At 74.4% G+C, this 22,033-nt stretch carries 17 protein-coding genes; 12 read left to right on the top strand and 5 right to left on the bottom strand.

Annotation, left to right across the window (positions count from 1 at the left end; all coding sequences use genetic code 11):
- The first annotated feature begins 76 nt into the window (after positions 1-76).
- From JQN83_RS16935 to JQN83_RS16925, 3 genes are all read left to right on the top strand, one after another.
- Entirely contained in the window at positions 77-232 is a 156-nt protein-coding gene (locus tag JQN83_RS16935) for a hypothetical protein (protein ID WP_208568111.1), read from the top strand.
- 80 nt (positions 233-312) lie between these two features.
- Positions 313-1,020 carry an ATP-binding protein gene (locus JQN83_RS34155; RefSeq protein WP_307799357.1) on the top strand — a complete coding sequence of 236 codons (708 nt, stop codon included), beginning with the start codon at positions 313-315 and terminating at the stop codon, positions 1,018-1,020.
- Between the two features lie 73 nt (positions 1,021-1,093).
- The gene (locus JQN83_RS16925; RefSeq protein ID WP_208568109.1) at positions 1,094-1,666 is read left to right on the top strand and encodes a DUF5709 domain-containing protein; all 573 of its coding nucleotides are present in this window, start codon (positions 1,094-1,096) and stop codon (positions 1,664-1,666) included.
- Positions 1,667-1,763: 97 nt separating this feature from the next.
- Here the strand turns inward: JQN83_RS16925 and JQN83_RS16920 are convergent, their stop codons facing one another.
- Together JQN83_RS16920 and macS are read right to left on the bottom strand one after the other, a co-directional pair.
- Entirely contained in the window at positions 1,764-2,435 is a 672-nt protein-coding gene (locus tag JQN83_RS16920) for a response regulator (RefSeq protein ID WP_208568108.1), read from the bottom strand.
- Positions 2,432-3,562 (bottom strand): MacS family sensor histidine kinase, encoded by a 1,131-nt coding sequence (macS, locus tag JQN83_RS16915; RefSeq protein WP_208568107.1) that lies wholly within the window; start codon positions 3,560-3,562, stop codon positions 2,432-2,434. The genes JQN83_RS16920 and macS overlap by 4 nt, the downstream gene beginning before the upstream one ends.
- Positions 3,563-3,683: 121 nt before the next feature.
- Here macS and JQN83_RS16910 point away from each other — a divergent pair, with 121 nt between their 5' ends.
- Complete coding sequence (locus tag JQN83_RS16910; protein WP_208568106.1) at positions 3,684-4,118, top strand: ATP-binding protein; 435 nt, start codon at positions 3,684-3,686, stop codon at positions 4,116-4,118.
- 78 nt (positions 4,119-4,196) lie between these two features.
- Here the strand turns inward: JQN83_RS16910 and JQN83_RS16905 are convergent, their stop codons facing one another.
- Entirely contained in the window at positions 4,197-5,135 is a 939-nt protein-coding gene (locus JQN83_RS16905) for a ribose-phosphate diphosphokinase (RefSeq protein ID WP_208568105.1), read from the bottom strand.
- Between the two features lie 63 nt (positions 5,136-5,198).
- Between JQN83_RS16905 and glpK the strand changes: the two genes are divergently transcribed.
- The 8 genes from glpK (at position 5,199) to JQN83_RS16865 (ending at position 17,123) form a co-directional block, all read left to right on the top strand.
- Positions 5,199-6,683, top strand: coding sequence for a glycerol kinase GlpK (gene glpK, locus JQN83_RS16900; RefSeq protein ID WP_208568104.1), 1,485 nt, complete (start codon positions 5,199-5,201; stop codon positions 6,681-6,683).
- Positions 6,684-6,754: 71 nt separating this feature from the next.
- On the top strand, positions 6,755-8,167 hold the full coding sequence (locus JQN83_RS16895) for a hypothetical protein (protein ID WP_208568103.1): 1,413 nt from the start codon (positions 6,755-6,757) through the stop codon (positions 8,165-8,167).
- Positions 8,168-8,257: 90 nt separating this feature from the next.
- Positions 8,258-9,934, top strand: coding sequence for a right-handed parallel beta-helix repeat-containing protein (locus tag JQN83_RS16890; protein WP_208568102.1), 1,677 nt, complete (start codon positions 8,258-8,260; stop codon positions 9,932-9,934).
- A 5-nt stretch (positions 9,935-9,939) separates the two neighbouring features.
- Positions 9,940-11,505, top strand: coding sequence for a glycosyltransferase family 39 protein (locus JQN83_RS16885; RefSeq protein WP_208568101.1), 1,566 nt, complete (start codon positions 9,940-9,942; stop codon positions 11,503-11,505).
- Complete coding sequence (locus JQN83_RS16880; protein ID WP_208568100.1) at positions 11,502-13,376, top strand: glycosyltransferase family 2 protein; 1,875 nt, start codon at positions 11,502-11,504, stop codon at positions 13,374-13,376. Before JQN83_RS16885 ends, JQN83_RS16880 begins: the two co-directional genes overlap by 4 nt.
- On the top strand, positions 13,373-14,371 hold the full coding sequence (locus JQN83_RS33150) for a glycoside hydrolase family 26 protein (protein ID WP_208568099.1): 999 nt from the start codon (positions 13,373-13,375) through the stop codon (positions 14,369-14,371). Before JQN83_RS16880 ends, JQN83_RS33150 begins: the two co-directional genes overlap by 4 nt.
- A gap of 257 nt (positions 14,372-14,628) precedes the next feature.
- Positions 14,629-15,864, top strand: a complete 1,236-nt coding sequence (locus JQN83_RS16870) for a type VII secretion protein EccE (protein WP_208568098.1) — start codon at positions 14,629-14,631, stop codon at positions 15,862-15,864.
- Entirely contained in the window at positions 15,861-17,123 is a 1,263-nt protein-coding gene (locus tag JQN83_RS16865; RefSeq protein WP_208568097.1) for a hypothetical protein, read from the top strand. Before JQN83_RS16870 ends, JQN83_RS16865 begins: the two co-directional genes overlap by 4 nt.
- On the opposite strand, the gene JQN83_RS16860 is transcribed toward JQN83_RS16865, so the two are convergent.
- On the bottom strand, positions 17,074-17,826 hold the full coding sequence (locus JQN83_RS16860; RefSeq protein WP_208568096.1) for a HEAT repeat domain-containing protein: 753 nt from the start codon (positions 17,824-17,826) through the stop codon (positions 17,074-17,076). The genes JQN83_RS16865 and JQN83_RS16860 overlap by 50 nt on opposite strands.
- 129 nt (positions 17,827-17,955) lie before the next feature.
- Entirely contained in the window at positions 17,956-21,909 is a 3,954-nt protein-coding gene (gene eccCa, locus JQN83_RS16855; RefSeq protein WP_208568148.1) for a type VII secretion protein EccCa, read from the bottom strand.
- Positions 21,910-22,033 lie beyond the last annotated feature (124 nt).

Raw genomic sequence — 22,033 nt, 5'->3', positions numbered from 1 at the left:
CGCCCGCCGGGTGGCGCCGCACGATCAGTCGACGTCCCCCGGCATGACCCGGCCGCCCCGGGGGTACCGACCAGAGATGCCGCTGACCCGCATCCCCGTCGAGGCCACCATGCTGGTCCCCGACGCTCCGGGCGGGATCGACGCCAGCCCGGCGTACCCCGTCCCCCGACACGGCGTCGCCGTGGGCACGCCGGGCGTCGCCGCCCGGCCCGACCGGGCGGGACGACGATGAGCCGCTCCGACCTGCCGCCGACCCGTCGCCCGGGGGCCGGTCCCCCCGGGACGGCCCCTCCACCAGCGGTGGGGTGCCGGGTGGCCGTCGACGACTCGTCGGCGGTGGTGTGGCTCAGCGGGGTGCTCGAACCGGCCGACCACGACCGGGTCCGCGACGCCCTGCTCGCCCGGCTCGGTGACCGGCCCGGCCCGATCGTGGTCGACGTGTCGGGGTTGCGGTCCGCCGGGCCCACCGTCGACCGCCTGCTGGCTGAGGTACGACGGACGGTGCGCGACTGGCCGGCGGCCGACCTGCTGGTGGTCGACCCGGCCGGGACGGTCAGCGGGGAGCTGGCGGTCCACGCCACCCGCGACGGGGCGACGGCCGCGTTGGCCCGTACGCCGATGGCGGCGGTGCTGACCGAGGAGTTGGCCCCGGCGGTCGGTGCGGCCCGGCGGGCCCGGGAACTGGTGACCGACGGCTGCGCCCGGTGGGGCGTGCCGGAGCTGGCCGAACCGGCCTGCATCGCGGTCACCGAGCTGGTCAACAACGTGGTGGCGCACGCGGCGACCCCGATGACGCTGCGGTTGGCCCCGGCGGGCGGCACCCTGCACGTGGCCGTCCGGGACCACTCCCGGCAGCAGCCGAGGTATGCGGGGTTGGCCCCGCTCACCTCGGCCGGCGGCCGGGGCCTGCTGCTCATCGACACGGTGGCCCGCCGCTGGGGCAGCACCCTGCTCCCGGACGGCAAGGTGATCTGGTGCGTGTTGCACACCGAGGACGAGTCATCCTGGCATCACGACTGATTTCTGCATTTTCGTCCCGATCCGGGGAGCGGGACCCGGTTACCCGGCCCCCGCCAGTGGGTAGTGCTCAGCCATGCGCGACGACGAGTTCCCGACCCCCGTGTCCGACCCCGAGGCGCTCGGCCTGCCCGACACCGCCGACGACGACTCGACCGCCAACGACGACGTGCTGACCGGCCGGGAGGCCGACGGCCCGGACCCGGCCCAGCTGCCCGGCGACCGGACCCCGGTCGCGGTCGACCACTTCGGCACCACCGCCGACGAGCAGCTCGACGGCGAGTCGTTGGACTACAAGCTCGCCCGCGAGCAGTACGAACGGCGGGCCGACGACCCGCTCGCCGGCCCGGTCGACCCGGACATCGCCGCCGAGGCGGAGAACGAGGAGGCCGCCGCGCAGGCCCAACTCGACGCCGACGTGCTGAACCCGGGCCCCACCTCGGACCCGAACTCCCCGGTCTCGCTCTATGACCACGGTCAACTCGGCACGGTCGCCGACGCCCAGGTGGGCCGCCTGGTCGAACCGGACGAGGGCGCCCGCACCGACCAGGAGACCGACAGCATCGCGTACGACGCGGGTGCGGCCGGCGGCGGCGCGAGCGCCGAGGAACTGGCCATCCACGAGACCCGGCCGCCCGAGGCGCACTGACCCCGGCCGTCCCGGCCCCGCACTGCTCAGTCGCCCAACCCAGCACTGCCCCGACCGTTCAGGCCCCGCACTGCTCAGTCGCCCAGGACCGCACTGATCAGTCGTCCAGGCCCCGCTCGATCGCGTAGCGGGTCAGCTCCACCCGGTTGTGCAGTTGGAGCTTGCCCAGCGTGTTCTGCACGTGGTTCTGCACGGTGCGGTGCGACAACCCGAGCCGCCCGGCGATCTGCTTGTAGGACAGCCCCTTCGCCACCAGCCGCAGCACCTCGGTCTCCCGTTCGGTGAGCCGGGGTGCCGCGTCGTGTCCGCCGTCGGCCGAACCGCCGGCCGACGGCGGGTCGGCGGCGAGCCGCCGGTACTCACCCAGCACCAGGCCGGCCAGTCCGGGGGTGAAGACCGGCTCACCGGCCGCCGTGCGGCGCACCGCGTCCAGGAACTCCGCCGGACCCGCCGACTTCAGCAGGTAACCGGTGGCCCCGGCCTTCACCGCGTCCAGGACGCCCTGCTGCTCGCCGCTGGCCGACAGCATCAGCACCCGCACCCGGGGCAGCGCGGCGCGCAGCCCCTGGATCACCTCCACCCCGGAGATGTCCGGCAACTGGAGGTCGAGCACCACCAGGTCGGGTCGGGCGGCGGCGGCCACCCGGACCGCCTGGCGGCCCTCGCCGCTGGTCGCCACCACCAGGTGGCCGGCCTCGGTGAGGTCCCGGGCCACCCCCTCCCGCCACATCGGGTGGTCGTCGACCACCATCACCCGGGTCCCGGTCATCGGTTCCTCCTCGGCACCATCAGTTCGAGTTCGGTGCCCTCCCCCGGCGTCGAGACGATCCGCGTCTCGCCCCCGAGATCGGCTATCCGACCACGGATGGCCTGGGCCACCCCCAGCCGCCCCTGCCTGGCCGCCTCGGCCAGCCGCCCCTGCGGGATGCCCGGACCGGCGTCGCGGACCGACACGGTCACCGTCTCCCCCTCGTCCTCGACCAGCACCCAGGCCCGCCCGTCGGCGTGCCGCCGCACGTTGTCCAGCGCCGCCGCCGTCGCGGCGGCCACCTCCAGGGCCACCGGGGCGGGCAGCGGCACGGGGGTGGCCGGGGCGGAGACCTGCACCGCCGCCGAGGCGTACCCGGCCAGCAGGGAGCGCAGGTCCACCTCGCCCACCGGGTCGGCGGGGGAGGTCGGCGGCGCACCGGAGATCAACGCGCGCAGCGCCACCTCCTGCTGACCGGCGAGCCGGGCCAGCTCACCGGCCTCCCCGTCCAGGTGTGCCCCGCGCCGCTGGACCAACGCCAGCACCTGGAGCACCGAGTCGTGGATGTCGCGGGCCAGCCGCTCCCGTTCCCGGGTCGCCGCCTCCAGCTCCACCGCCCGCTGCAACCGCTGCTCGGCGGTCACCGCCAACCGGGCCACGTGCCCCACCACCACCCCGGCGAGCAGCAGCAGGGTCACCCCGGTCAGCGAGGACGGGCCGACCCGGCCCCGGGTGGCCAGGTCCGTGCCGCCGACCAGCAGGGCGGCCACCGTGCCGCGCCGCCGTCCGCCGGACACCGCCCAGGCCAGCACCGGCCCGGCCAGCCAGGCCACGGCCAGGGCCGGCACCCCCGACGCCAGCGCCGGACGGCCCACCACCCACGGCGTGACGGCCAGGATCGACAGGACCACACCGAGGTCGGCCAGGAGCAGCGGCCAGCCCCGGTTGGCCGGCCGGGCGTAGCCGACCGCGGTCACCCCGGACCAGGCCAGCATCACCAGGAGTACGCCACCGGCGGCGACCGGGTGGGCGTACCGGTCGGCGTCGCGCAGGACCAGCAGCCCGACGTACGCCAGCGAGGCGAAGCGGAAGACCGCGACGGAGCGCCAGAGCGGGACCTCGAAACCACCCGGCGGAGACGACGGCATGGGCGTCACCATGCCACAGCCACCCCGGTGACCCGCCGGGCCGGCCGGTGCGGCACGGACAACCCTGACGTACGGTAGAAACAGCGCGAAAGACTCCGAGATCGCTGCCGGGACAGGGCCCATGACGAACGCAGAACTTCCCACACCGCGTACGGTGGTGCCCATCGAACCTTCCCTTCTCATCGCCGAGGCGTTCGACCAGGCGCAGGTGACCGAGCTGAGACACTCGGTCAGCTCCTGCGCGCACGCCGCCGGGCTGTCCGGCCAACGCCTCGACGACTTCGTGCTGGCGGTCAACGAGCTGATCACCAATGCCGTCCGCCACGGCGGCGGTCAGGGCTGGCTGCGGCTCTGGCGACGCCCCGGCGAGCTGGTCTGCGAGGTCGCCGACCACGGCAACGGCATGAGCGAACAACAGCTCGACGACCGCAGCCGGCCGGCCCCGGACACCGCCGGCGGCTGGGGGCTGTGGCTGGCCCGGGAGCTCAGCGACGCGATGGAGGTCGAGAGCGGCGCGGCCGGCACCACGGTCCGGATCAGCGCCGCCGCCAACTGACCCCACCGGGCGGCCCTCCGCCCGGGCTGAGCTGGGCCGGGCGCGCAGAGCCGCACCTGGGGCCGGCCGCCGGGCCGGTCAGCCGAACAGGGCGCTGACCGACTCGCCGTTGTGGATCCGCCGCATCGCCTCGGCCAGCGCCGGGGCCACCGAGAGCACCGTCAACTCCGGCACCCGCTTCTCCGGCGGGATCGGCACCGTGTTGGTGCAGACGATCTCGCGCACCCCCTCGGTGGCGCTGAGCCGCTCCAACGCGCCGCTGGAGAACAGGCCGTGGGTGCAGGCCAGCCGGATCGACCGGACGTTGCGCTCCCGCAGGTGGGCGATCAGCTCGATCACCGTGCTGCCCTTGGCGATCTCGTCGTCCAGCACGATCACGTCCCGGTCGGTCACCTCACCGATCACCGTGCTGATGGTGACCCGGTCGTCGCTGAACCGCTGCTTGGCCCCCGCCGCGACGGGGGTGCCGAGCATCCGGGCGAACGCCGCAGCCTCCTTCGCGTTACCCAGGTCCGGCGAGACCACCACCGTGTTGCCCAGGTCGTCCCCCCGGAAGTGGGCGGCCAGCTCCCGCAGGGCGTGCAGGTGGTCGACCGGGACGCTGAAGAAGCCGTGCACCTGCGGCGAGTGCAGGGTCATCGCCAGCACCCGCTGGGCGCCGGCCGAGGTGAGCAGGTCGGCCACCAGCCGGGCCCCGATCGAGATGCGCGGGGCGTCCTTCTTGTCCGACCGGGCGTACGCGTAGTGCGGCAGCACCACGGTGATCCGACCGGCCGACGCCCCCCGGGCCGCGTCGATCATGAGCAGCAGCTCGACCAGGTTCTCCTGGACGGGCGGCACCAGGGGCTGGATCAGGAAGACGTCCCGCTCCCGGCAGTTCGCCTGCAACTGCACCTCAAGGCAGTCGTTGGCGAACCGGGACACCCGCACCGGGTGCAGCGGCACCCCCAGGTGGGCACAGATCTCGGCGGCGAGGTCGGGATGGGCGGTTCCACTGAACACGGCGATGTCGCGCACGTCTGGAGATCGTACGGAGCCACCGTGGTTCTCCGGAGCGCACCCGGCCGGTACGGTGCCGAAATGACCGGAGAGTACGTCGCCGCCATCGACCAGGGCACCACCTCGTCGCGCTGCATCGTCTTCGACCGGGCCGGTGGGATCGTCGCCGTCGCCCAACGCGAGCACCGGCAGATCTTCCCCCGGCCCGGCTGGGTGGAGCACGACGCCGAGGAGATCTGGGCCAACGTCGAACAGGTGGTCCGTGACGCGCTGGCCGCCGCCGGCACCGGCTCGGACGGGTTGGCCGCCGTCGGCATCACCAACCAGCGGGAGACCACCGTGGTCTGGGACCGGGCCACCGGCCGGCCGGTCGCCAACGCCATCGTCTGGCAGGACACCCGCACCGGCCCGCAGCTGCGCGACCTGGCCGGGTCGTACGGCGAGGAGAAGCTGCGGGCCCGGACCGGCCTCACCCTGGCCACCTACTTCGCCGGCCCGAAGCTGCGCTGGCTGCTGGACAACGTCGACGGGCTGCGCGGGCGTGCCGAGCGGGGCGAGGTGCTCTTCGGCACCATGGACAGCTGGTTGATCTGGAAGCTGACCGGCCGGCACGTCACCGACGTGACCAACGCCAGCCGGACCATGCTGATGGACCTGGAGACCCTCGACTGGGACCCGGAGCTGCTCGACGCGCTGGGCGTACCGGCCGGGATGCTGCCGCAGATCCGCAGCTCGGCGGAGGTCTACGGGACGGCCCACGGGGTGCTCGCCGGGGTGCCGGTGGCCAGTGCGCTCGGCGACCAGCAGGCCGCCCTGTTCGGGCAGACCTGTTTCCAGCCCGGCGAGGCGAAGTGCACCTACGGCACCGGCAGCTTCCTGCTGCTCAACACCGGGGCCAGCCCGGTGCCGTCCACCCACGGCCTGCTGACCACGGTGGCCTACCGGATCGACGGCCAGCCGGCCGCGTACGCCCTGGAGGGGGCGATCGCGGTGACCGGTTCGCTGGTGCAGTGGTTGCGGGACAACCTCGGGTTGATCTCGTCGGCGGCCGAGATCGAGGAGCTGGCCGCCAGCGTGGACGACAACGGCGGCTGTTACGTGGTGCCCGCCTTCTCCGGGTTGTTCGCGCCGCACTGGCGTCCCGACGCCCGGGGGGTGATCGCCGGGCTGACCGGTTACATCACCAAGGGGCACCTGGCCCGGGCGGCGCTGGAGGCGTCGGCCTGGCAGACCCGCGAGGTGGTCGACGCGATGAACGCCGACTCCGACGTGGCGTTGCGCCGGTTGCGGGTGGACGGTGGGATGACCGCCAACGGGCTGCTGATGCAGTTCCTCGCCGACGTGCTGGCGGTGCCGGTGGTCCGCTCCCGGATCACCGAGACCACCTGCCTCGGCGCGGCGTACGCGGCCGGTCTGGCGGTCGGCTACTGGCCGGATCTGGCCACCCTGCGCGCCCAGTGGCGTTCCGACGCGCAGTGGGAGTCCCGGATGGACCCGGCGGACCGGCAGCGCGAACTGGGCCGGTGGCGCAAGGCGGTCGCCCGCACGCTCGACTGGGTCGACTGACCCCCGCGGCGACCCGCCGGTCGATCGGTTCCCGACGCCCCGACCGATACGATCGGTCGGGGGGATGCCACATGCAGACAGTCGGTCCGTACGCGCTGCACCGCAAGCTCAGTTCGTGCGAGCTGGGCGAGGTGTGGGCCGCGCGGGACACCGCCGAGCGGCCGTTCACCGTGGCCGTGCTCGCGCCGGCCGCCGCCGAGGGCGGCTGGCGGGAGGCGTTCGCCGCTGCGGCCAACACGCTGGCCCGGTCCGACGGCCTGCCGATCACCGGGGCCAACCACACCGGACCGGTCCCCTGGGTGGCCTGCGCCGCCGAGCAGGGCGCGGGGGCCGCGCACGTCTTCCTCGCCCTCGGCCAGCGCCTCGTCCCGGCCGGGGAGCCCCCGGCCGGGGTCGGGTCGCAGCGGCCCGGCCCGCCCGGTGCGACCGCCCCGGTGAGCCCGGCGGCCGGCGCGGCACCGGTGACCGGCCCGCCGGCCGGGCGTGCCGACGGTGGCGCGACCGGTTCCCCGGTGGACGGGTCACGCACGGCGACGGCTGTGGCCGCCTCCGCCGGGCCGGTCACCGACGGCACCGCGACCCCGGCCGGCGTACCCCGGTCGGCGGGGCCGACCTCGCCCGCCGCCCGGCCGGCCCCGCAACCGCCGGCCCCGCCCCGGACGACGCCGCAGCAGGGGGTGCCGGCCGGGCAGCGGGCAGCCCTGGTGCCCTACCCGCAGCCACCGGTCGCGCCCCGACCCGCGCCGGCCGGGTACCCGGGGGCCTACCCGTCGGGCGCGGCCCGCGGCCGGGGGCGTACCGGCTGGTGGTTGGCGCTGGTGGCGCTGGTCGCGGTGGGCGCGACGGCGATCGGCGCGGCCGGCGGGTTCGGCGTCGCGAGGTGGTCCGCCGACGACCCGACGACCGTCGCCGCCACGGCGGCACCGACCCCGAGCGTCGACCTGGGGCTACCGGGCACACCGCCGCGTCAGCCGGGCGTGGAACCACCGGTCGGCGGCGGTTGGCCGACCGGTGCGCCGACCTTCGCCGCCACCGACCCGACCCGGGAGATCACCGGCCTGGCCGGGGTCGACTTCAGCTTCCGGGTGCCCACCGGGTGGAGCTGCACCGAGGCCGGCCGCACCAGCGGTTCGGCGCACTACCGGTGCGGCGTCCCGGCCGCCGACGGGTCGATCATCGGTGGCGACCTGGTCGTCCGGCAGTGCCCCCGGCTCTGCACCGACGAGCGCCGCACCGCGCTGCGCCGGCAGGAGGAGGCATGGGGGTTGCAGTGGGTACGCAGTGGCGAGTTCACCACCTGGGCCGAGACCGCCCGGGTGGACGGCGCGTCCCGCTACGGCCTGGTCTACCTCTCCTACTGGCGCAGCGTGCCGGAGGACGCGATCGACAGGCAGCTGGTGCTGCGGATGACCGCCCCCCTGGACCGTGCGGACGAGGTACGCAAGGTGGCCGCCTCGGTGCGCGAGGCCACCTTCACCATCTGACGCGGGGGCGAGACCACCCCCACTCGACCGGTACCCTTCGACCGGACGTCGACGACGAACCGGTCCGTCCTTCCACGACCGAGCGGGACCATGGTGCGCATGCTGACTGTCTCCCCTGACCGACCCGGTGCCTGTCCGACCATCACGGACGCGCTGGAGATCGCGCCGGACGACGCGGTCGTCTCGATCGAGCCCGGCGTCTACCCCGAGGCGCTCCGGTTGACCGGCCGACGGGTCCGCCTGGTGGCCGCCGGTGAGGCCGGTTCGGTCACCGTGGACGGTCGGGCCACCGGTCGACCGACGGTGGCCTGCGACGGTGGTGAGGTGCTGTTGCAGGGGCTGGTCATCCAGGCCGCCGACCACCCGGCCGTGGACGCCGTGGGCGGTCGGCTCCGGATGGAGAAGTGCCGGGCCAGCGCGGGCTATGCCGCAGCCGTGTCGGTCCGCGACGGGGCCCGGATCGAGGCCGTGGAGGTGACCGTCACCGGTGGACAGCACGGGCTGGTCGTCTCCGACGCGGGCGGCACGGTCGAGCAGTGCGAGATCCGGGACGTCACCGATGACGGGATCATCGTGCGCCTCGGTGCCGACCCGACCATCCGCAACTGCACCGTCGGCAACACCGGCTTCCGGGGTGTGTACGTCTACCAGGCGGCCCGGCCCACCATCGAGCGTTGCGACGTCTCCGGCACCGGCGACGCCGGGATCGTGGTGGCGTTGCAGAGCAGCCCCACCATCGTGGACTGCTGGGTGCACGACACCCGGGGTGTCGGCATCGACGTCGGCCGGGGCTGCGGTGGGACGATCGAGGGCAGCCACACCGAGCGGACCGCCGCTCCGGGCGTCCGGCTCGCCGAGGGGTCGACCACCGTGTTCCGGGCGGCCGAGGCGGGCGGGCGACCGTTGGCCGGGGTCAGCGCGGGTGGCGGCCCGGTCGGGCAGGACGAGCACAAGGTCGAGGAGCTGCTCGCCGAGCTGGACTCGATGATCGGCCTGGCCGGGGTGAAGGCCGAGGTGCGCTCGCTGATCGACGAGATCCAGGTCAACGAGTGGCGGCGCAACGCCGGCCTGCCGGTGGGCGCGGTGAGCCACCACCTGATCTTCACGGGCGCCCCGGGCACCGGCAAGACGACAGTGGCCCGGGTCTACGGGCAGCTGCTCAAGGCGCTCGGGGTGCTGCCCAACGGCCAGTTCCGCGAGGTGTCCCGGCGGGACCTGGTCGGCCAGTACATCGGGCACACCGCCGAGAAGACCTCGTCGGTGTTCACCGAGGCGCTGGGCGGGGTGCTGTTCATCGACGAGGCGTACACCCTGTCCCGGGCCGGTGGTGCCGGCGGCGACTTCGGCCAGGAGGCCATCGACACCCTGGTCAAGCTGATGGAGGACCACCGCGAGCAGGTGGCGGTGATCGTCGCCGGTTACACCACCGAGATGGCCGCCTTCCTGGACGCCAACTCCGGGCTGGCCTCCCGGTTCGCCAAGACGTTGGAGTTCGAGAACTACAGCCCGGTCCAGTTGGTCGACATCGTCGGGCGGATCGCCCGCAACGACGAGTACCTGCTCGCCGACGGGCTGGCCGACGGCCTGCTGGAGTGGTTCGGCCAGATCGAACGGGACCAGAACTTCGGCAACGCCCGGGAGGCCCGCAAGCTGCTGGAGGGGATGCGCAAGGCGCAGTCCGGGCGGCTGCGTGCGCTGGGCCGGATGCCGAGCCGGGACGACCTGCGCACCCTCGTCCTGGACGACCTGCTCGCCGCCACCCGGTGACCGGGATGTCGCCCACCGGGGGCACCGGTGCCCGCAGCGACGCGCCGACCGCCCTGATCGTCCGGGTCCGCGACGCGCCACCCGAGCCGGCCGCCCCGTGGCGGCCCACCGAGGCCGACCAGCCGGCCCCGCCGGAGCCGCTGGACGCGCCCTGGCTGCGTCACCTGGCCCGGCTGTTGCCGATGGCCGTCGTCGCCGTCCTCGGCGGGATCGGGTTGAACCGGCCCGGCCTGTGGGAGGACGAGCTGGCCACCTGGGGCATGGTGACCGTCGGGTTCGACGACTTCGTCGCGGTGCTGCGTAACGTCGACGCCTCCATCGGCCCGTACTACCTGCTGCTGCGCGGGTGGGTGGCGCTGGCCGGCAGCTCCGACGTCGCGCTGCGGGTGCCGTCGCTGCTGGCCATGACGGCGGCGGCCGGCCTGGTCGCCGCGATCGGCCTGCGGATCGGCGGGCTACGGGTCGGGCTGGTCGCCGGCCTGCTGTTCGCGGTGCTGCCGACCACCTCCCGGTACGCCCAGGAGGCCCGGCCGTACGCGTTCGCGGTGTGCGCCGCCGCGCTGGCCACCCTGCTGCTGATCCGGCTGCTGGAGCGCCCCCGGTTCCTGCGCTACCTGGGATATTCCGCCGTGGTGGCGTTGCTGGGGCTGCTGCACCTGGTCGGGTTGCTGCTGCTCGCCGCGCACGCGGTGGTGGCCTGGCGGGGCGCGCAGCGACGGCGTTCCCTCGTCGGCTGGCTCGGCGCGGCGGCGGCCGGTGTGCTGCCGGTCCTGCCGGTGCTCTGGTTCGGCCGCCAACAGACCGGTACGCAGATCAACTGGATTCCGCCGGTCACCCTGGACCGCCTGGTCGACACCCCGGAGGCGCTGTTCGGCGGGCCGCTGCTCGCCGGTGCGGTGCTCGCCCTGGCCTTCCTCGGCATGTCGATGCGGGAGCGGTCGGCGGTGGCCACCACCTGGCTGGTGCTGCCCGCCCTGGGCCTGCTGGTCGCCGCCCGGCTCACCCCGCTCTGGCTGCCCCGCTACCTGCTGTTCACGGTGCCGGCCTGGGCGCTGGTCGCTTCGTTGGCCCTGCGCCGCAGCTCGCTGCTGCGCGGCACCGCCGCGATGCTGGCGGTCGGGTTGCTCGGCATCCCGGCGCAGGTGGAGATCCGTGGGGTCACCGGCCACAGCCAGGGCACCAAGGACATCGCCGCCGTGTTGCGGGCGCACGCACGCCCCGGCGACATCCTGGTGTACGGCCCGTTCGACGCCGGTGACCAGCGCACCAGCCGGGACGCGGTGAACCGGTACGTCGACGAGAGCTGGCGACCCCGGGACGTGCTGATGACCGTACCGGCCCGCCGGCAGGGCACCCTGGGCGCGCGGGAGTGCGCCGACCGGGACGTCCCGGTGTGCCTGGGTCGCCCGGAGCGGGTGTGGATCGTCCGTAAGGGGGCGTTCGACAACCCGGTGCAGCGGATCGGGGCGGCGAAGGAGGCCGCGCTCAAGCCGTACGCCGTCGAGCGCACCTGGCGGGTCCGGGGCTTCAGCATCGGGCTGCTGGTGCGCAAACCCGAGGTGACGAAGTGAGCACCCGGGCCGGCGGGGGCCGCACCGACGAGACGACGGAGTTCCACCGCCCGGTGCCGCCAGCCCGACAGGGGTCGGCGGTGCCCCCGCAGCGGCCGGCGGTTCCGCAGCGGGGGCCGGTGCCCCCGGCGTGGCCGGGACGGGCGGGCGCGCCGGGTCGGCCGGCGGCGGTGCCGACGCCCCGCGAACCGACGGCGGTGCCGGGTGGCCGGATGCCGGCGGCCCGGACACCGGCGGTGGTGCCGGCCGGCCGCGAGCCGGCGGCGGTGCCGACGCCACGGGCACCGACGGCGCGGCAGGTGGTGGCGCCGGCGGCGCTGGGCCGCCCGACGACCGTCGACCCGGCGCTGCCGTTGCCGCCGGACGACGACGAGAAGGCCGCCTACCGGCACCGCCGGCTACCGGTGCTGATGATCGCCTCGTTCGTCAGCTTCACCGGGCTGCTCACCAGCCAGTTGCTCTTCGTCCGGATGGCACCCTGGCTGCTGGCGCTGCTGCCGCTGTTCGGCTTCACCGTCCTCTACTACCTGATCTCGGCGACGGTGAACATCGGCACGCCCGGGTTCGACCTGGACCGGCACCGGCGGCTGGTCCGCGACTTCCGGCCGGCCGTCCACCCGTCGGTCGACGTGTTCCTGCCGGTGTGCGGCGAGGCGACCGAGGTGCTGCGCAACACCTGGGAGCACGTCAGCCGGATGGTCGACCACTACCCGGGCCGGGTGCACGTCTACGTGCTCGACGACTCGGCCACCGACGAGCGGGAGGCGATGGCGCTCGCCTTCGGCTTCGTCTACCAGCGCCGCCCCAACCGGGGCTGGTACAAGAAGGCCGGCAACATGCGGTACGCGTACCAGCGCACGCTGGGCGAGCACATCCTGGTGCTCGACGCCGACTTCACCCCCCGGCACGACATGCTCGACGAGATGGTGCCCTACCTGGCCGCCGAGCCGGATCTCGGGATCGTGCAGTCCCCGCAGTACTTCCGGGTGCACGCCGGCCAGGGTTGGCTGGAACGCGGGGCCGGGGCGGTGCAGGAGCTGTTCTACCGGATGGTGCAGGTGTCCCGGCAGCACCACGAGGCGGCGATCTGCGTCGGCAGCTGCGCGCTCTACCGTCGGGAGGCGCTCGACGCGATCGGCGGTTCCACGCTGATCGAGCACTCCGAGGACGTCCACACCGGGTTCGACATGCGGCGGCGTGGCTGGCGGCTGCGCTACCTGCCGGTGCCGCTCGCGACCGGGCTGTGCCCGGCCGACGTCAGCTCGTTCTTCACCCAGCAGTACCGCTGGTGCGCCGGGTCGATGAGCCTGCTCGGGTCGACGAAGTTCTGGAACACCCGGATGCGGCTGCGTACCCGGCTGTCGTACCTCTCCGGGTTCTGCTACTACCTGCACACGGCGCTGTTCACCTTCGTCGGGCCGCTGGTGCCGATCGTGCTGCTGGCCTGGTTCCCGCAGTCGGTGGCCCCGGCCAACTACCTGTGGATCGTGCCCAGCCTGATCTACAACCTGGTGGTGTTCCCGCTCTGGCACCGGTGCGCCTACCGGGTGGAGGCGTGGACCGTCAAGATGGTCTACGGCTGGTCGCACGCCTTCGCGATCTGGGACCTGCTGCGCGGGCAGAGCATGGGCTGGCAGCCCACCGGCGGCACGGGACGGAAGAACAGGACGGGTCGACTGTGGTGGGGAATGGCCGTCTGCACGGCGGGCAGTGGCGCACTGTGGACCGGCCTGGCAGCCCACCGGATGATCACCGACCAGCTGTGGACCTTCGCGCCGGCCTTCCTCGGGGGAGCGTTCTACCTGGCCGTCGCGTTGCAGGCGCTGCTGGTGAAGCCGGCGCGGGACATCCGGCCGGAGCGTTCCCGGTGACCTCCCGCCAACTGTTCACCATCGTGACGATGTTCGTGATCGGGGTCTTCGGCTACGCCGCGCTCGCGCCCGCCCCGGCCAGCCGCCCGGCCCGGTTCGCCACCGGACCCAGCGCGTCGCCCTCCCCCACCGGCCCGCCCCCGGCGTACGACGTCCGGCCGCTGGTGCAACCGCAGGGCCGCTACCTGGGGGTGGCGCTGAGCGGGGCGCCGCAGGACATGAGCCGGGTCGACCGGTTCGCCGACCTGGTCGGCAGCAAGCCCAACATCATCACCATCTACGAAAGCTTCGACGACGAGTTCGCCGCCGCCGAGGTCCGCCGCGTCCACCAGTACGGAGCACTGCCGATCGTCCGCTGGGAACCGTTCAAGGCGAAACTCAAGGACATCGCCGCCGGGCGGCACGACCCGTACCTGGTGGAGTTCGCCGTCGCGGTACGCCGGCTCAACCTGCCGGTGGCGCTCACCATCGCGCACGAGATGAACGGCCACTGGTACTCCTGGGGCGCGCACGACAACACAGCCAAGGACTTCGTCGCCGCCTGGCGGCACATCCACGCCGTCTTCGCCCGCGCCGACGCCACGAACGTCATCTGGACCTGGACCCCGAACGTGATCAACCCGGTCCCCTCGGTGAAGCTCGCCCCGCTCTACCCCGGCGACGCGTACGTGGACTGGGTCGGCGTCGACGGCTACTTCACCCGACGCGGCGAGCAGACCTTCGACGACCTCTTCGCACCCACCATCAGGCAGGTCCGCAAGTTCACCGCCCGACCACTGCTGATCGTGGAGACCGGGGCCGAGCCGGGCACGATGCGCCGCCGCGCGGTCGACGAACTCTTCACCGCGATGCGGAAACGACCCGACCTGCTGGGGTTCGTCTACTTCAACCAGAAGGGCTCCGGCGACTGGGTCATCGACTCGGACCGGCCGGCGGTGGCCGCGTACCGGGCCGGGGTGACCGCCGACCCCCGGATCGGTTTCCGGGTGAACTGACAGGCCGCCCAATTCCCGGCCCTGGAAGACTCCGCCCTCGACCCCACGGTCGACTGTGGACAGGGACCGGATCGGGCCCGCCACGAGCCGGCCTGCGGACGAGTCGACCCGCAACGGACCGACCACCTCGGCGGCCCGGCGGCGGGTACCCGGCCGCCGACCCCACGGGCCCCGGGTGGCGGCGGCGGGTTCCTATGATGAGGGCGGCCCACCGTGAGTGGGCCACACGGGTCGAGGCGTCTGGGGGGCAGCCGGAGATGACCGGAGCACCACGACCGGGACACACCACCCTCCGGCCGGAACACTCCGACGCCCGCCTGCACCTGGCCCCCCGTCGCCGTCCCGGCCGGATCGGTGAGCTGCACGTCCTGCAACTGCTCCTGGTGGAGGCGGTGCTGATCGGCGTCCTCGCCAGTGGACTGTTCGGCATGCCGGTGCTGGTCGTCGCCGCGCTCTGCGGCGTACTCCTGCTGACCGTGGTGTTCCTGCGCTCGCGGGGCCGCTGGTGGCTGGAGCAGCGGTCGCTGGCCCGGCACCACCGGCGGCGGGCCGCCGCGGCGGTGCCGGTGGCCGCCGACCCGGGGTTGGACGCCCTGCAACGACTCGCCCCCGGCCTGTCGGTGGGCACCGTGGCGCTGGCCGACGGGACCCGGATCGGGGTGGCCCGCGACGACGCCGGCTGGTTCGCGGTGGCCGCCGTCGACCGGTCCGGGCCGACCGGTGACCCGCCGGGCGGCCTGCCGCTGGACGTGCTGGCCACCGCACTGGCCGAGTCCGGGCAGCCGGGCGCCGTGCTCCAGGTGGTGACCAGCACCGTCCCGGCCGGCGGGCCGGGTGACGACCCGGCCGCCCCGGCCCGGGAGTCCTACCGGCAGTTGCTGGCCGGCCTCGACGGCGGTCCGGTCCCGGGGGCGCGGGCGACCTGGGTGGCGGTCCGGCTGGACGCCCGCGCGCTGGCCGAGGCGATCGGCGACTACGCGGTCGACCTGGGGATCGCCCCGTCGGTGGTGGCCGCGCTGGCCCGCCAGGTCGGCAGGTCACTACGCCGGTGCGGGGTCGAGCACCGTTTGCTGGACGCCCACGGCCTGCTCGCCGCCGTCGGCCGGTCCTGTGGGTTCACCCCGGGCGTCCCGCTCGGCGCGACCCCGGTCCGCGAGGAGTGGTCGGCGTGGCACTGCGGCCCGCTCGCGCACCGCTCGTTCTGGATCCGCCGCTGGCCACCCGTCGACCGGGCGGCGGCCATGCTCGGCTGGCTGGAGACCCTGCCCGCCTCGCTGGTGACGGTGTCGTTGACGGCCGCCTCCAACGGGCCGGGGGAGGATCTCGACCTGCGGGGGCTGGTCCGCGTCACCGGGCCGACGGAGCTGCTGCCGCAGTTGTGCGGGCCGGCCGTCGACGGGGTACGGCAGGCGGGCGGGGAACTCTTCCCCCTCGACGGCGAACACGGCCCGGCGGTGTACGCGTCGGCACCGACGGGGGGTGGCGCGGGATGACCGGACCGGATGACGAACGACGCACTACGGTGCCGGCCACCTTCGGCGCGTCCCCGGCCCGGCCGGCCGGGCCGTACCGGGAGCCGGCCGGTGAGCCGTACCCGGCGGAGCCGGCCGGTGAGCCGTACCCGCAGGGCCCGGCCGACGGGTCGTATCCGCGGGATTCGACCGGTGGACCTCGCTCCCCGGGTCAGGCCGGTGGGGCGTATCGCCCGGGGCCGGCGGCTGCCGGGGCGTACCCGGGCGGACCGGTCGCCGCTGCCGCCGCACCAACTCCGGTCGCTGCACCGCCGGTCACCGCACCGCCGGTCGCTGCGGACGCACCGGTGCTGGGTGCCTCAGGCGCCCGGACCGGTGGCGACGCCGACGCGGCCGGCACCGCCACCGCCACCGCGCTGGCCACCGCCGACCCGCTGACCCGGGCCCTCGCCAGTCCGCTGGCCGCCCCGGAAAGCCATCCACCCGCTCCACCGGGGCCACCGCCGACCCGCGGCCTCGGGGCCGAGGACGTCCCCGGCCGTGGCGGGCCGTCCGGGCGGCTGCCCCGGCTGCGGATCGGCACCCACGCGGTCTCCCCGGCGGCCCTCGCCCGGCTCAGCCCCACCCCGCTGCCGGCCGGTCTGGTGCTCGGGGCGGACCGCCGCCGGGCAGCGGTCACGATCCGGCTGTTCCGCCCGGAACCGACCCGGGTGACCCTGGTCGGCGGGGTGTGGGCGGGGCAGCTCGTCGCCTTCCGGGCGCTGGCCCTGGGGGCCCGGGTCGTCGTGCTCACCGCCGACCCGGCCGGCTGGGCCGGATTCGGCACGGTGGCGCTCGGCCGGGCCGCCGACCGGGTCCAGATACACGCCGACGGCCGCCCGCTGCCCACCGCCGGCACCGCCCAGCAGCCCGTCCTGATCGTCCGCGACCTACCGCCCGGCGCGACCGCCCCGACCACACCCGGGTCGCCGTCCCCCGACCCGACCGCGTCCGGGACGGCGTCCCCCGGGGTGTGGCAGGCCGAGCTGACCGTGTTGCGGCGGCTCGATGCCGGCACCGCGCCCGCCCTGCGCGACAGCGATCTCTGCGTGCTGCAACGGCTCTCCGCCGACGAGTCGGCGACGGCGCAGCGGGCGCTGCGGCTGCCCCCGGACAGCGGCCGGTTCCTCCAGGTGATGGCCGACGACATGCTCACCCTGGTCGGTGGCGGCACGGACCGGCACCTGTGGATCAGCCAGACATCGGTCGAGCAGCACCTGCTGGGCGCACCCCGCCGCTGACGAGCAGCCCGGCCAGGCGCTTCTTCCGGCTGTTCTCCCGGACGATCCAGGCCACGTCGCCGTCGTCGATGCCGGCCAGCGCCCGGAACAGCGGCAGGCCGGCAGCCGGATCGGCAGCCACCGCGACACTCCAGCAGTAACCCAACGCCTGACGCAGGGCCCGGACGTCGTCGTCGCGGCGACGGCCGGACGGCAGCGCGGCCAGCCCCGCCGTCGCCCGGTCGCACAGGGCGACGGCGCGGGCGGCGGCCTCCGGGTGGGTCAGCAGCCGCGGTTCGCAGACGGCCGCGACGGCCGCCCGCCGGACCAGCGGGTGCGGGTCCCCGACCCACGCCGTGCCGAGGTCGAGCAGGCGCGGCAGGTCGGCGTCGCCGAGCCGCTGCAACGCCAGGGCCACCGCCTCGCGTACCCGCCAGCGGGGGTCGGTGGCGTGGTCGTGCAGGCGTGCCTCGATGCGTCTGGGGGCCCGCCCGCCGGCCGCCAGCAGACGACCCAGACCGAGCACCCCGCAGAACACCAGATACTCGTCGTCGGTGCCGATCAGATGGTCGAACGAGGCGGGCCCGCCCTCGTCGGCGACGGCCTGGGCGAGCTCAAGGTTGGCCCGTGGCCCGGGCAGCCCCGAATGCTCCCGCAGATATGCCGGCCACCGCGCGGGGTCGGACACCCGCAACTCGATCCGATACCGCTCGCGCCGGCTCACCACCGCAGCGTAACCCGGGTGACGACCACGGCGGGTCGCCTGGCCGCACCCGGCCGGCCCGTGCGTCACGATGAGCGGCAACGCGTCCTCGCGCGTCCCGTCGCACCCCGGGGAGGTGGGCCGGGCGGGTCAGCTGACCTGGGGCGGCACCAGGGGGAGCTGGACGAGCTGGGCGCCGTGGCGACGGGTGAACAGCCAACCCCGGCCGGCGGGCAGCCGCTGCGGCCTGACGGTGCCGAACAGCGCGCCCTCCTCCCGCGGCCCGGACATCATGATGCCCGGGGAGGCCAGTTCCCTGATCCGCCCGATCATCGGATCGAACATGGCCCGTCCGGCACCGCCGATCCGACGGGTCAGCACCAGGTGCAGGCCGATGTCGCGGGCCTGCGGCAGGTACTCCAGCAGCGGCGCGAGCGGGTTGACCGCCGCCCCGGCCACCAGGTCGTAGTCGTCGACCAGCAGGTAGAGCTCCGGCCCCTTCCACCAGCTGCGGTCGCGCAGCTGCTCGGCGGTGACGTCCCGCCCCGGCAACCGCTCCCCCATCACCGTGGACACCTGCTTGACCAGGTCGGCGGTGACCTGCGGGGAGGTGCCGTAGCCGATCAGGTGCTCGGAGTCCACCGCGCCGAGCAGGCTACGCCGGAAGTCGACCAGGATGATCCGGGCCTGCGCCGGGTCGTTGCCCTCGACGATGCTGCGGGCCAGCCCCCGCAGGAAGGTGCTCTTGCCGCACTCGACGTCCCCGAAGAGCAGCAGGTGCGGCTCGGCGGTGAAGTCGAGGCGTACCGGCTGGAGGTCGGTCTCGGCGATGCCGATCGGGATCAGGCCGCCCTGCGCGGCGGGCAACGCCTCGAAAGGCAGCTCGGCGGGGAGCAGCCGCACCGCCGGGGCACCTGCCGACGTCCAGTGCTGCTGCACCTGCCTGACGAGGTCGGCCAGCGCGTCCGGCAGGTCGTCGACCACGGGCCGGCCGTCGAGGCGGGGCAGGCCGGCGAGGAAGTGCAGGCCGTCGGGGGTGAGCCCGTGGCCGTGCTGCTCCGGCACGTTCACCGCGGCCCGCCGGTTGATCACCGAGTCGGCCGGCTCGCCGAGGCGCAGCTCCACCTTGGCACCGAACATGTCGCGGACCGCCGGGCGGACGTCCATCCACCGGTTCGTGGCGGCCAGGATGTGGATGCCGTAGCCGAGCCCCCGATTCGCCAGCTCGGTGACCAGGGGTTCCAGGTCCTCAAACTCGGCCCGCAGCGCCGCCCAGCCGTCCACCACCAGGAACACGTCACCGAACGGGTCCTCCTGGAAACGGCCCTCCCGGCGGGCCCGCCGGTAGGCCGCCGCGCCCTCCACCGCGTGCGTGGTGAACAACGCGTCCCGGGCCTGCATCAACCCGTGCAGCTCGGCGATGGTCCGCCGGACCTTGTCCACCTCACGCCGGCTGGCCACCCCGCCGACGTGCGGCAGGCCGGCCAGCGCGGCCAGGGTGCCGCCGCCGAAGTCGAGGCAGTAGAACTGCGCCTCGCGCGGGGTGTTGCCCAGGGCCAGGCTGGTGATCAGGGTACGCAGCAGGTTGCTCTTGCCGGTCTGCGGTGCGCCCACCACCATCACGTTGCCGGCCGCCCCGGCCAGGTCCAGCCAGAGCGGGTCGCGGCGCTGCTCCAACGGTTTGTCGACGATGCCGGCGACACCGTGCAGTGCGCCGTGCCGGTCCTCGGCGGCGATCGTCAGGCCCCGCACCGGGGACACCTGCACCGGTGGCAGCAGCGCGTCGAGGGTGGGCGGCTCCTCCAGCGGCGGCAACCAGACCTGGTGGGCGGCCGGCCCGTGCCCCTGCATCCGCGCCACCAGCACGTCGAGCAGGCTCTCCCCGACATGCTCGTCGACCGGGGCCTGCGTCGGCTCGTCCGGCTCGTCGTCGGTGGCGAGCGGGACGTAGTCGGTGGTGTAGTCGCGCACCGGGTCGATCAGCCGGCCACCGACGGTGGGCACCCCGCCGTGCTGCCGGACCGCCCCCGAGACGTAGGCGGCCTTGAACCGGATCAGCCCCTCGGTGCCGGCCTTGAGGTAGCCGTGCCCCGGCGAGCGGGGCAGCTCGTACGCGTCGGCCACCCCGAGCACCGCGCGGGACTCCATCGAGGAGAACGTCCGCAACCCCAGCCGGTACGACAGGTGCGTCTCCAGGCCCCGCAGCCGCCCCTCCTCCAGCCGCTGCGAGGCCAGCAGCAGGTGCATGCCCAGCGACCGGCCCACCCGCCCGATCTGCACGAACATGTCGATGAAGTCCGGTCGGGCGCTGAGCAGCTCACTGAACTCGTCCACCACGATCAGCAGGCTGGGCAGCGGAGCGAGCGGCACCCCGGCCGCTCGGGCCCGCTCGTAGTCGCGCTGCGAGGCGTAGTTGCCGGCCCGGCGCAGCAGCTCCTGCCGACGGGTGATCTCGCCCTGGATCGCCCCGAGCATCCGGTCGACCAGGAACAACTCGTCGGCCAGGTTGGTGATCACGGCACTGGTGTGCGGCAGCCGGTCCAGCGCGGCGAAGGTCGCACCGCCCTTGAAGTCGACAAGCACCAGGTTGAGGATCTCCGGGCTGTGCGTGACGGCCAGCGCCAGCACCAGCGTCCGCAGCAGCTCGCTCTTGCCGGAGCCGGTCGCGCCGACGAGCAGCCCGTGCGGGCCCATCCCCTCCTGGGCGGACTCCTTGAGATCCAGCTCGATCGGCCGGCCGTTCTCGTTGACCCCGATCGGCACCCGCAACCGACTGCGGTTGGGCCGGCTGCCCCAGGCGGTGGCCAGGTCCAGCTCGTAGGGGTCACCGAGGCCGAGCAGGTCGGCCAACCCCAGGTCGGCGGCGACGGTCGGCTGGTCGGCGTACGACGCGGCGGACAGCCGCAGCGGGGACAACTCCCGGGCCAGCACCTCGGCCCGGGCCGGATCGAGGGTGTCGGCCCGGCCGACCCGGGTGCTGCCGTCCATCGTGGTGCCCGAGATGGTGCCGTCCTCGGCGACGTCGAGCACCACGGAGGTCTCGTCGAGCAGGCGCGGGGGGTGACCGGTGAGGTCCAGCAGGGTCACCCCGGCGACCCCGCCCTCGGTCATCAGGTGGTCGGAGCCGGCGATCTGCCCGCCGTCGATCACCACCAGCACGTACGGCGCGACGGTCGCCGTCGCCGACGGGTCGAAGCGCGGCCGGTTGGCGAGCACGTCGACGAGCATCGCCTCCAGCGCCACCACGGTCGGGGCGAAGAGCCGGATCGGCCCGACCGCGTCGAGTTTCGTCGGGTGCTGGGCGTGCGGCAGCCACTTCGCCCACTCCCACCCGGCCCGACGGTCGGGGTCGACGCAGAGCGCGACCAGCAGGTCGTCGGGGGCGTGGAAGGTGGTCAACTGGGCCACCACCGCGCGGACCAACCCGCGTACGGCGTCGTCGGCCCCGCGCAGGTGGACGTGGGAGAAGTCGCGCAGGGCGATCGCCACCGGCAGGTCGGGCACCACCGAGTAGGTGGCGACGAACCGGCGCAGCGCCACCGCGCACAGCGGCTCCAACTCGTCCACCGGGCGGGTCTGCGGCGGGATCAGCGGGGTGGCGACCTCCTGCGGGCCGAGCCCGATGCGGACCACGCTGAAGTCGGCGTCGCCCCGCCGACGCTCCCACAGCCGGCCACTGGTCACCGTGGACCAGAGCGAGTCCGGGTCGGGGTGCCGGTAGTGGATGGCCTCCCGCTGCTGGTGGACCGTGTTGCGGACCTGGGCCCGCAGCTGGGTGAGGCGGCGCAGGTACTGCCGGCGTGCCTCGATCATCTCGCGTTTGCCCGGCCCGGACTGGTTGACCACCATCACCGCGATCATGCCGAGGATGGAGACCCCGTACATGCCACCGACCACATAGGTCATCACGCCACCGCGCTGCATGCCCATCATCAGGCCCATCGCCGCGGCACCGGCCGCCATCGGCAGGATCATCAGCATCCGGGTCCAGCCCCGGCCGCCGGCCGCCGGCACCTCCGGCGGCGGGTCGAGCAGCACCTCCCCGGTCGGCAGCGGGGGTGCCGGCCGGCGGGGTGGACGCTTGACGACCACCAACGACGACATCTCCCCCGTACCTCCCACCACATAGGTCACCGGCGGCCCACTCTATCGACCGGTCACCCCTGGCAGGGACCGCCGTCCGCCCGTCGGCCGGACCCCCCCGACGGGCCGCCCCGCCGTGCTACCT

This window comes from Micromonospora antibiotica (assembly GCF_017599305.1).
In the GTDB taxonomy this organism is placed as follows: Bacteria; Actinomycetota; Actinomycetes; order Mycobacteriales; family Micromonosporaceae; genus Micromonospora; species Micromonospora antibiotica.
The sequence above is the reverse complement of the archived record's forward strand: the minus strand, read 5'-3'. Positions and strand labels throughout refer to the sequence as shown.

Coding starts and splice junctions, on each gene's coding strand:
- JQN83_RS16865 (WP_208568097.1), top strand. CDS start 15,861: ATGACCGGACCGGATGACGAACGACGCACTACGGTGCCGGCCACCTTC.
- macS (WP_208568107.1), bottom strand. CDS start 3,562: ATGCCGTCGTCTCCGCCGGGTGGTTTCGAGGTCCCGCTCTGGCGCTCC.
- JQN83_RS16890 (WP_208568102.1), top strand. CDS start 8,258: ATGGTGCGCATGCTGACTGTCTCCCCTGACCGACCCGGTGCCTGTCCG.
- JQN83_RS16910 (WP_208568106.1), top strand. CDS start 3,684: ATGACGAACGCAGAACTTCCCACACCGCGTACGGTGGTGCCCATCGAA.
- JQN83_RS16895 (WP_208568103.1), top strand. CDS start 6,755: ATGCAGACAGTCGGTCCGTACGCGCTGCACCGCAAGCTCAGTTCGTGC.
- JQN83_RS16935 (WP_208568111.1), top strand. CDS start 77: ATGCCGCTGACCCGCATCCCCGTCGAGGCCACCATGCTGGTCCCCGAC.
- JQN83_RS16925 (WP_208568109.1), top strand. CDS start 1,094: ATGCGCGACGACGAGTTCCCGACCCCCGTGTCCGACCCCGAGGCGCTC.
- eccCa (WP_208568148.1), bottom strand. CDS start 21,909: ATGTCGTCGTTGGTGGTCGTCAAGCGTCCACCCCGCCGGCCGGCACCC.
- JQN83_RS16885 (WP_208568101.1), top strand. CDS start 9,940: ATGTCGCCCACCGGGGGCACCGGTGCCCGCAGCGACGCGCCGACCGCC.
- JQN83_RS16920 (WP_208568108.1), bottom strand. CDS start 2,435: ATGACCGGGACCCGGGTGATGGTGGTCGACGACCACCCGATGTGGCGG.
- glpK (WP_208568104.1), top strand. CDS start 5,199: ATGACCGGAGAGTACGTCGCCGCCATCGACCAGGGCACCACCTCGTCG.
- JQN83_RS16870 (WP_208568098.1), top strand. CDS start 14,629: ATGACCGGAGCACCACGACCGGGACACACCACCCTCCGGCCGGAACAC.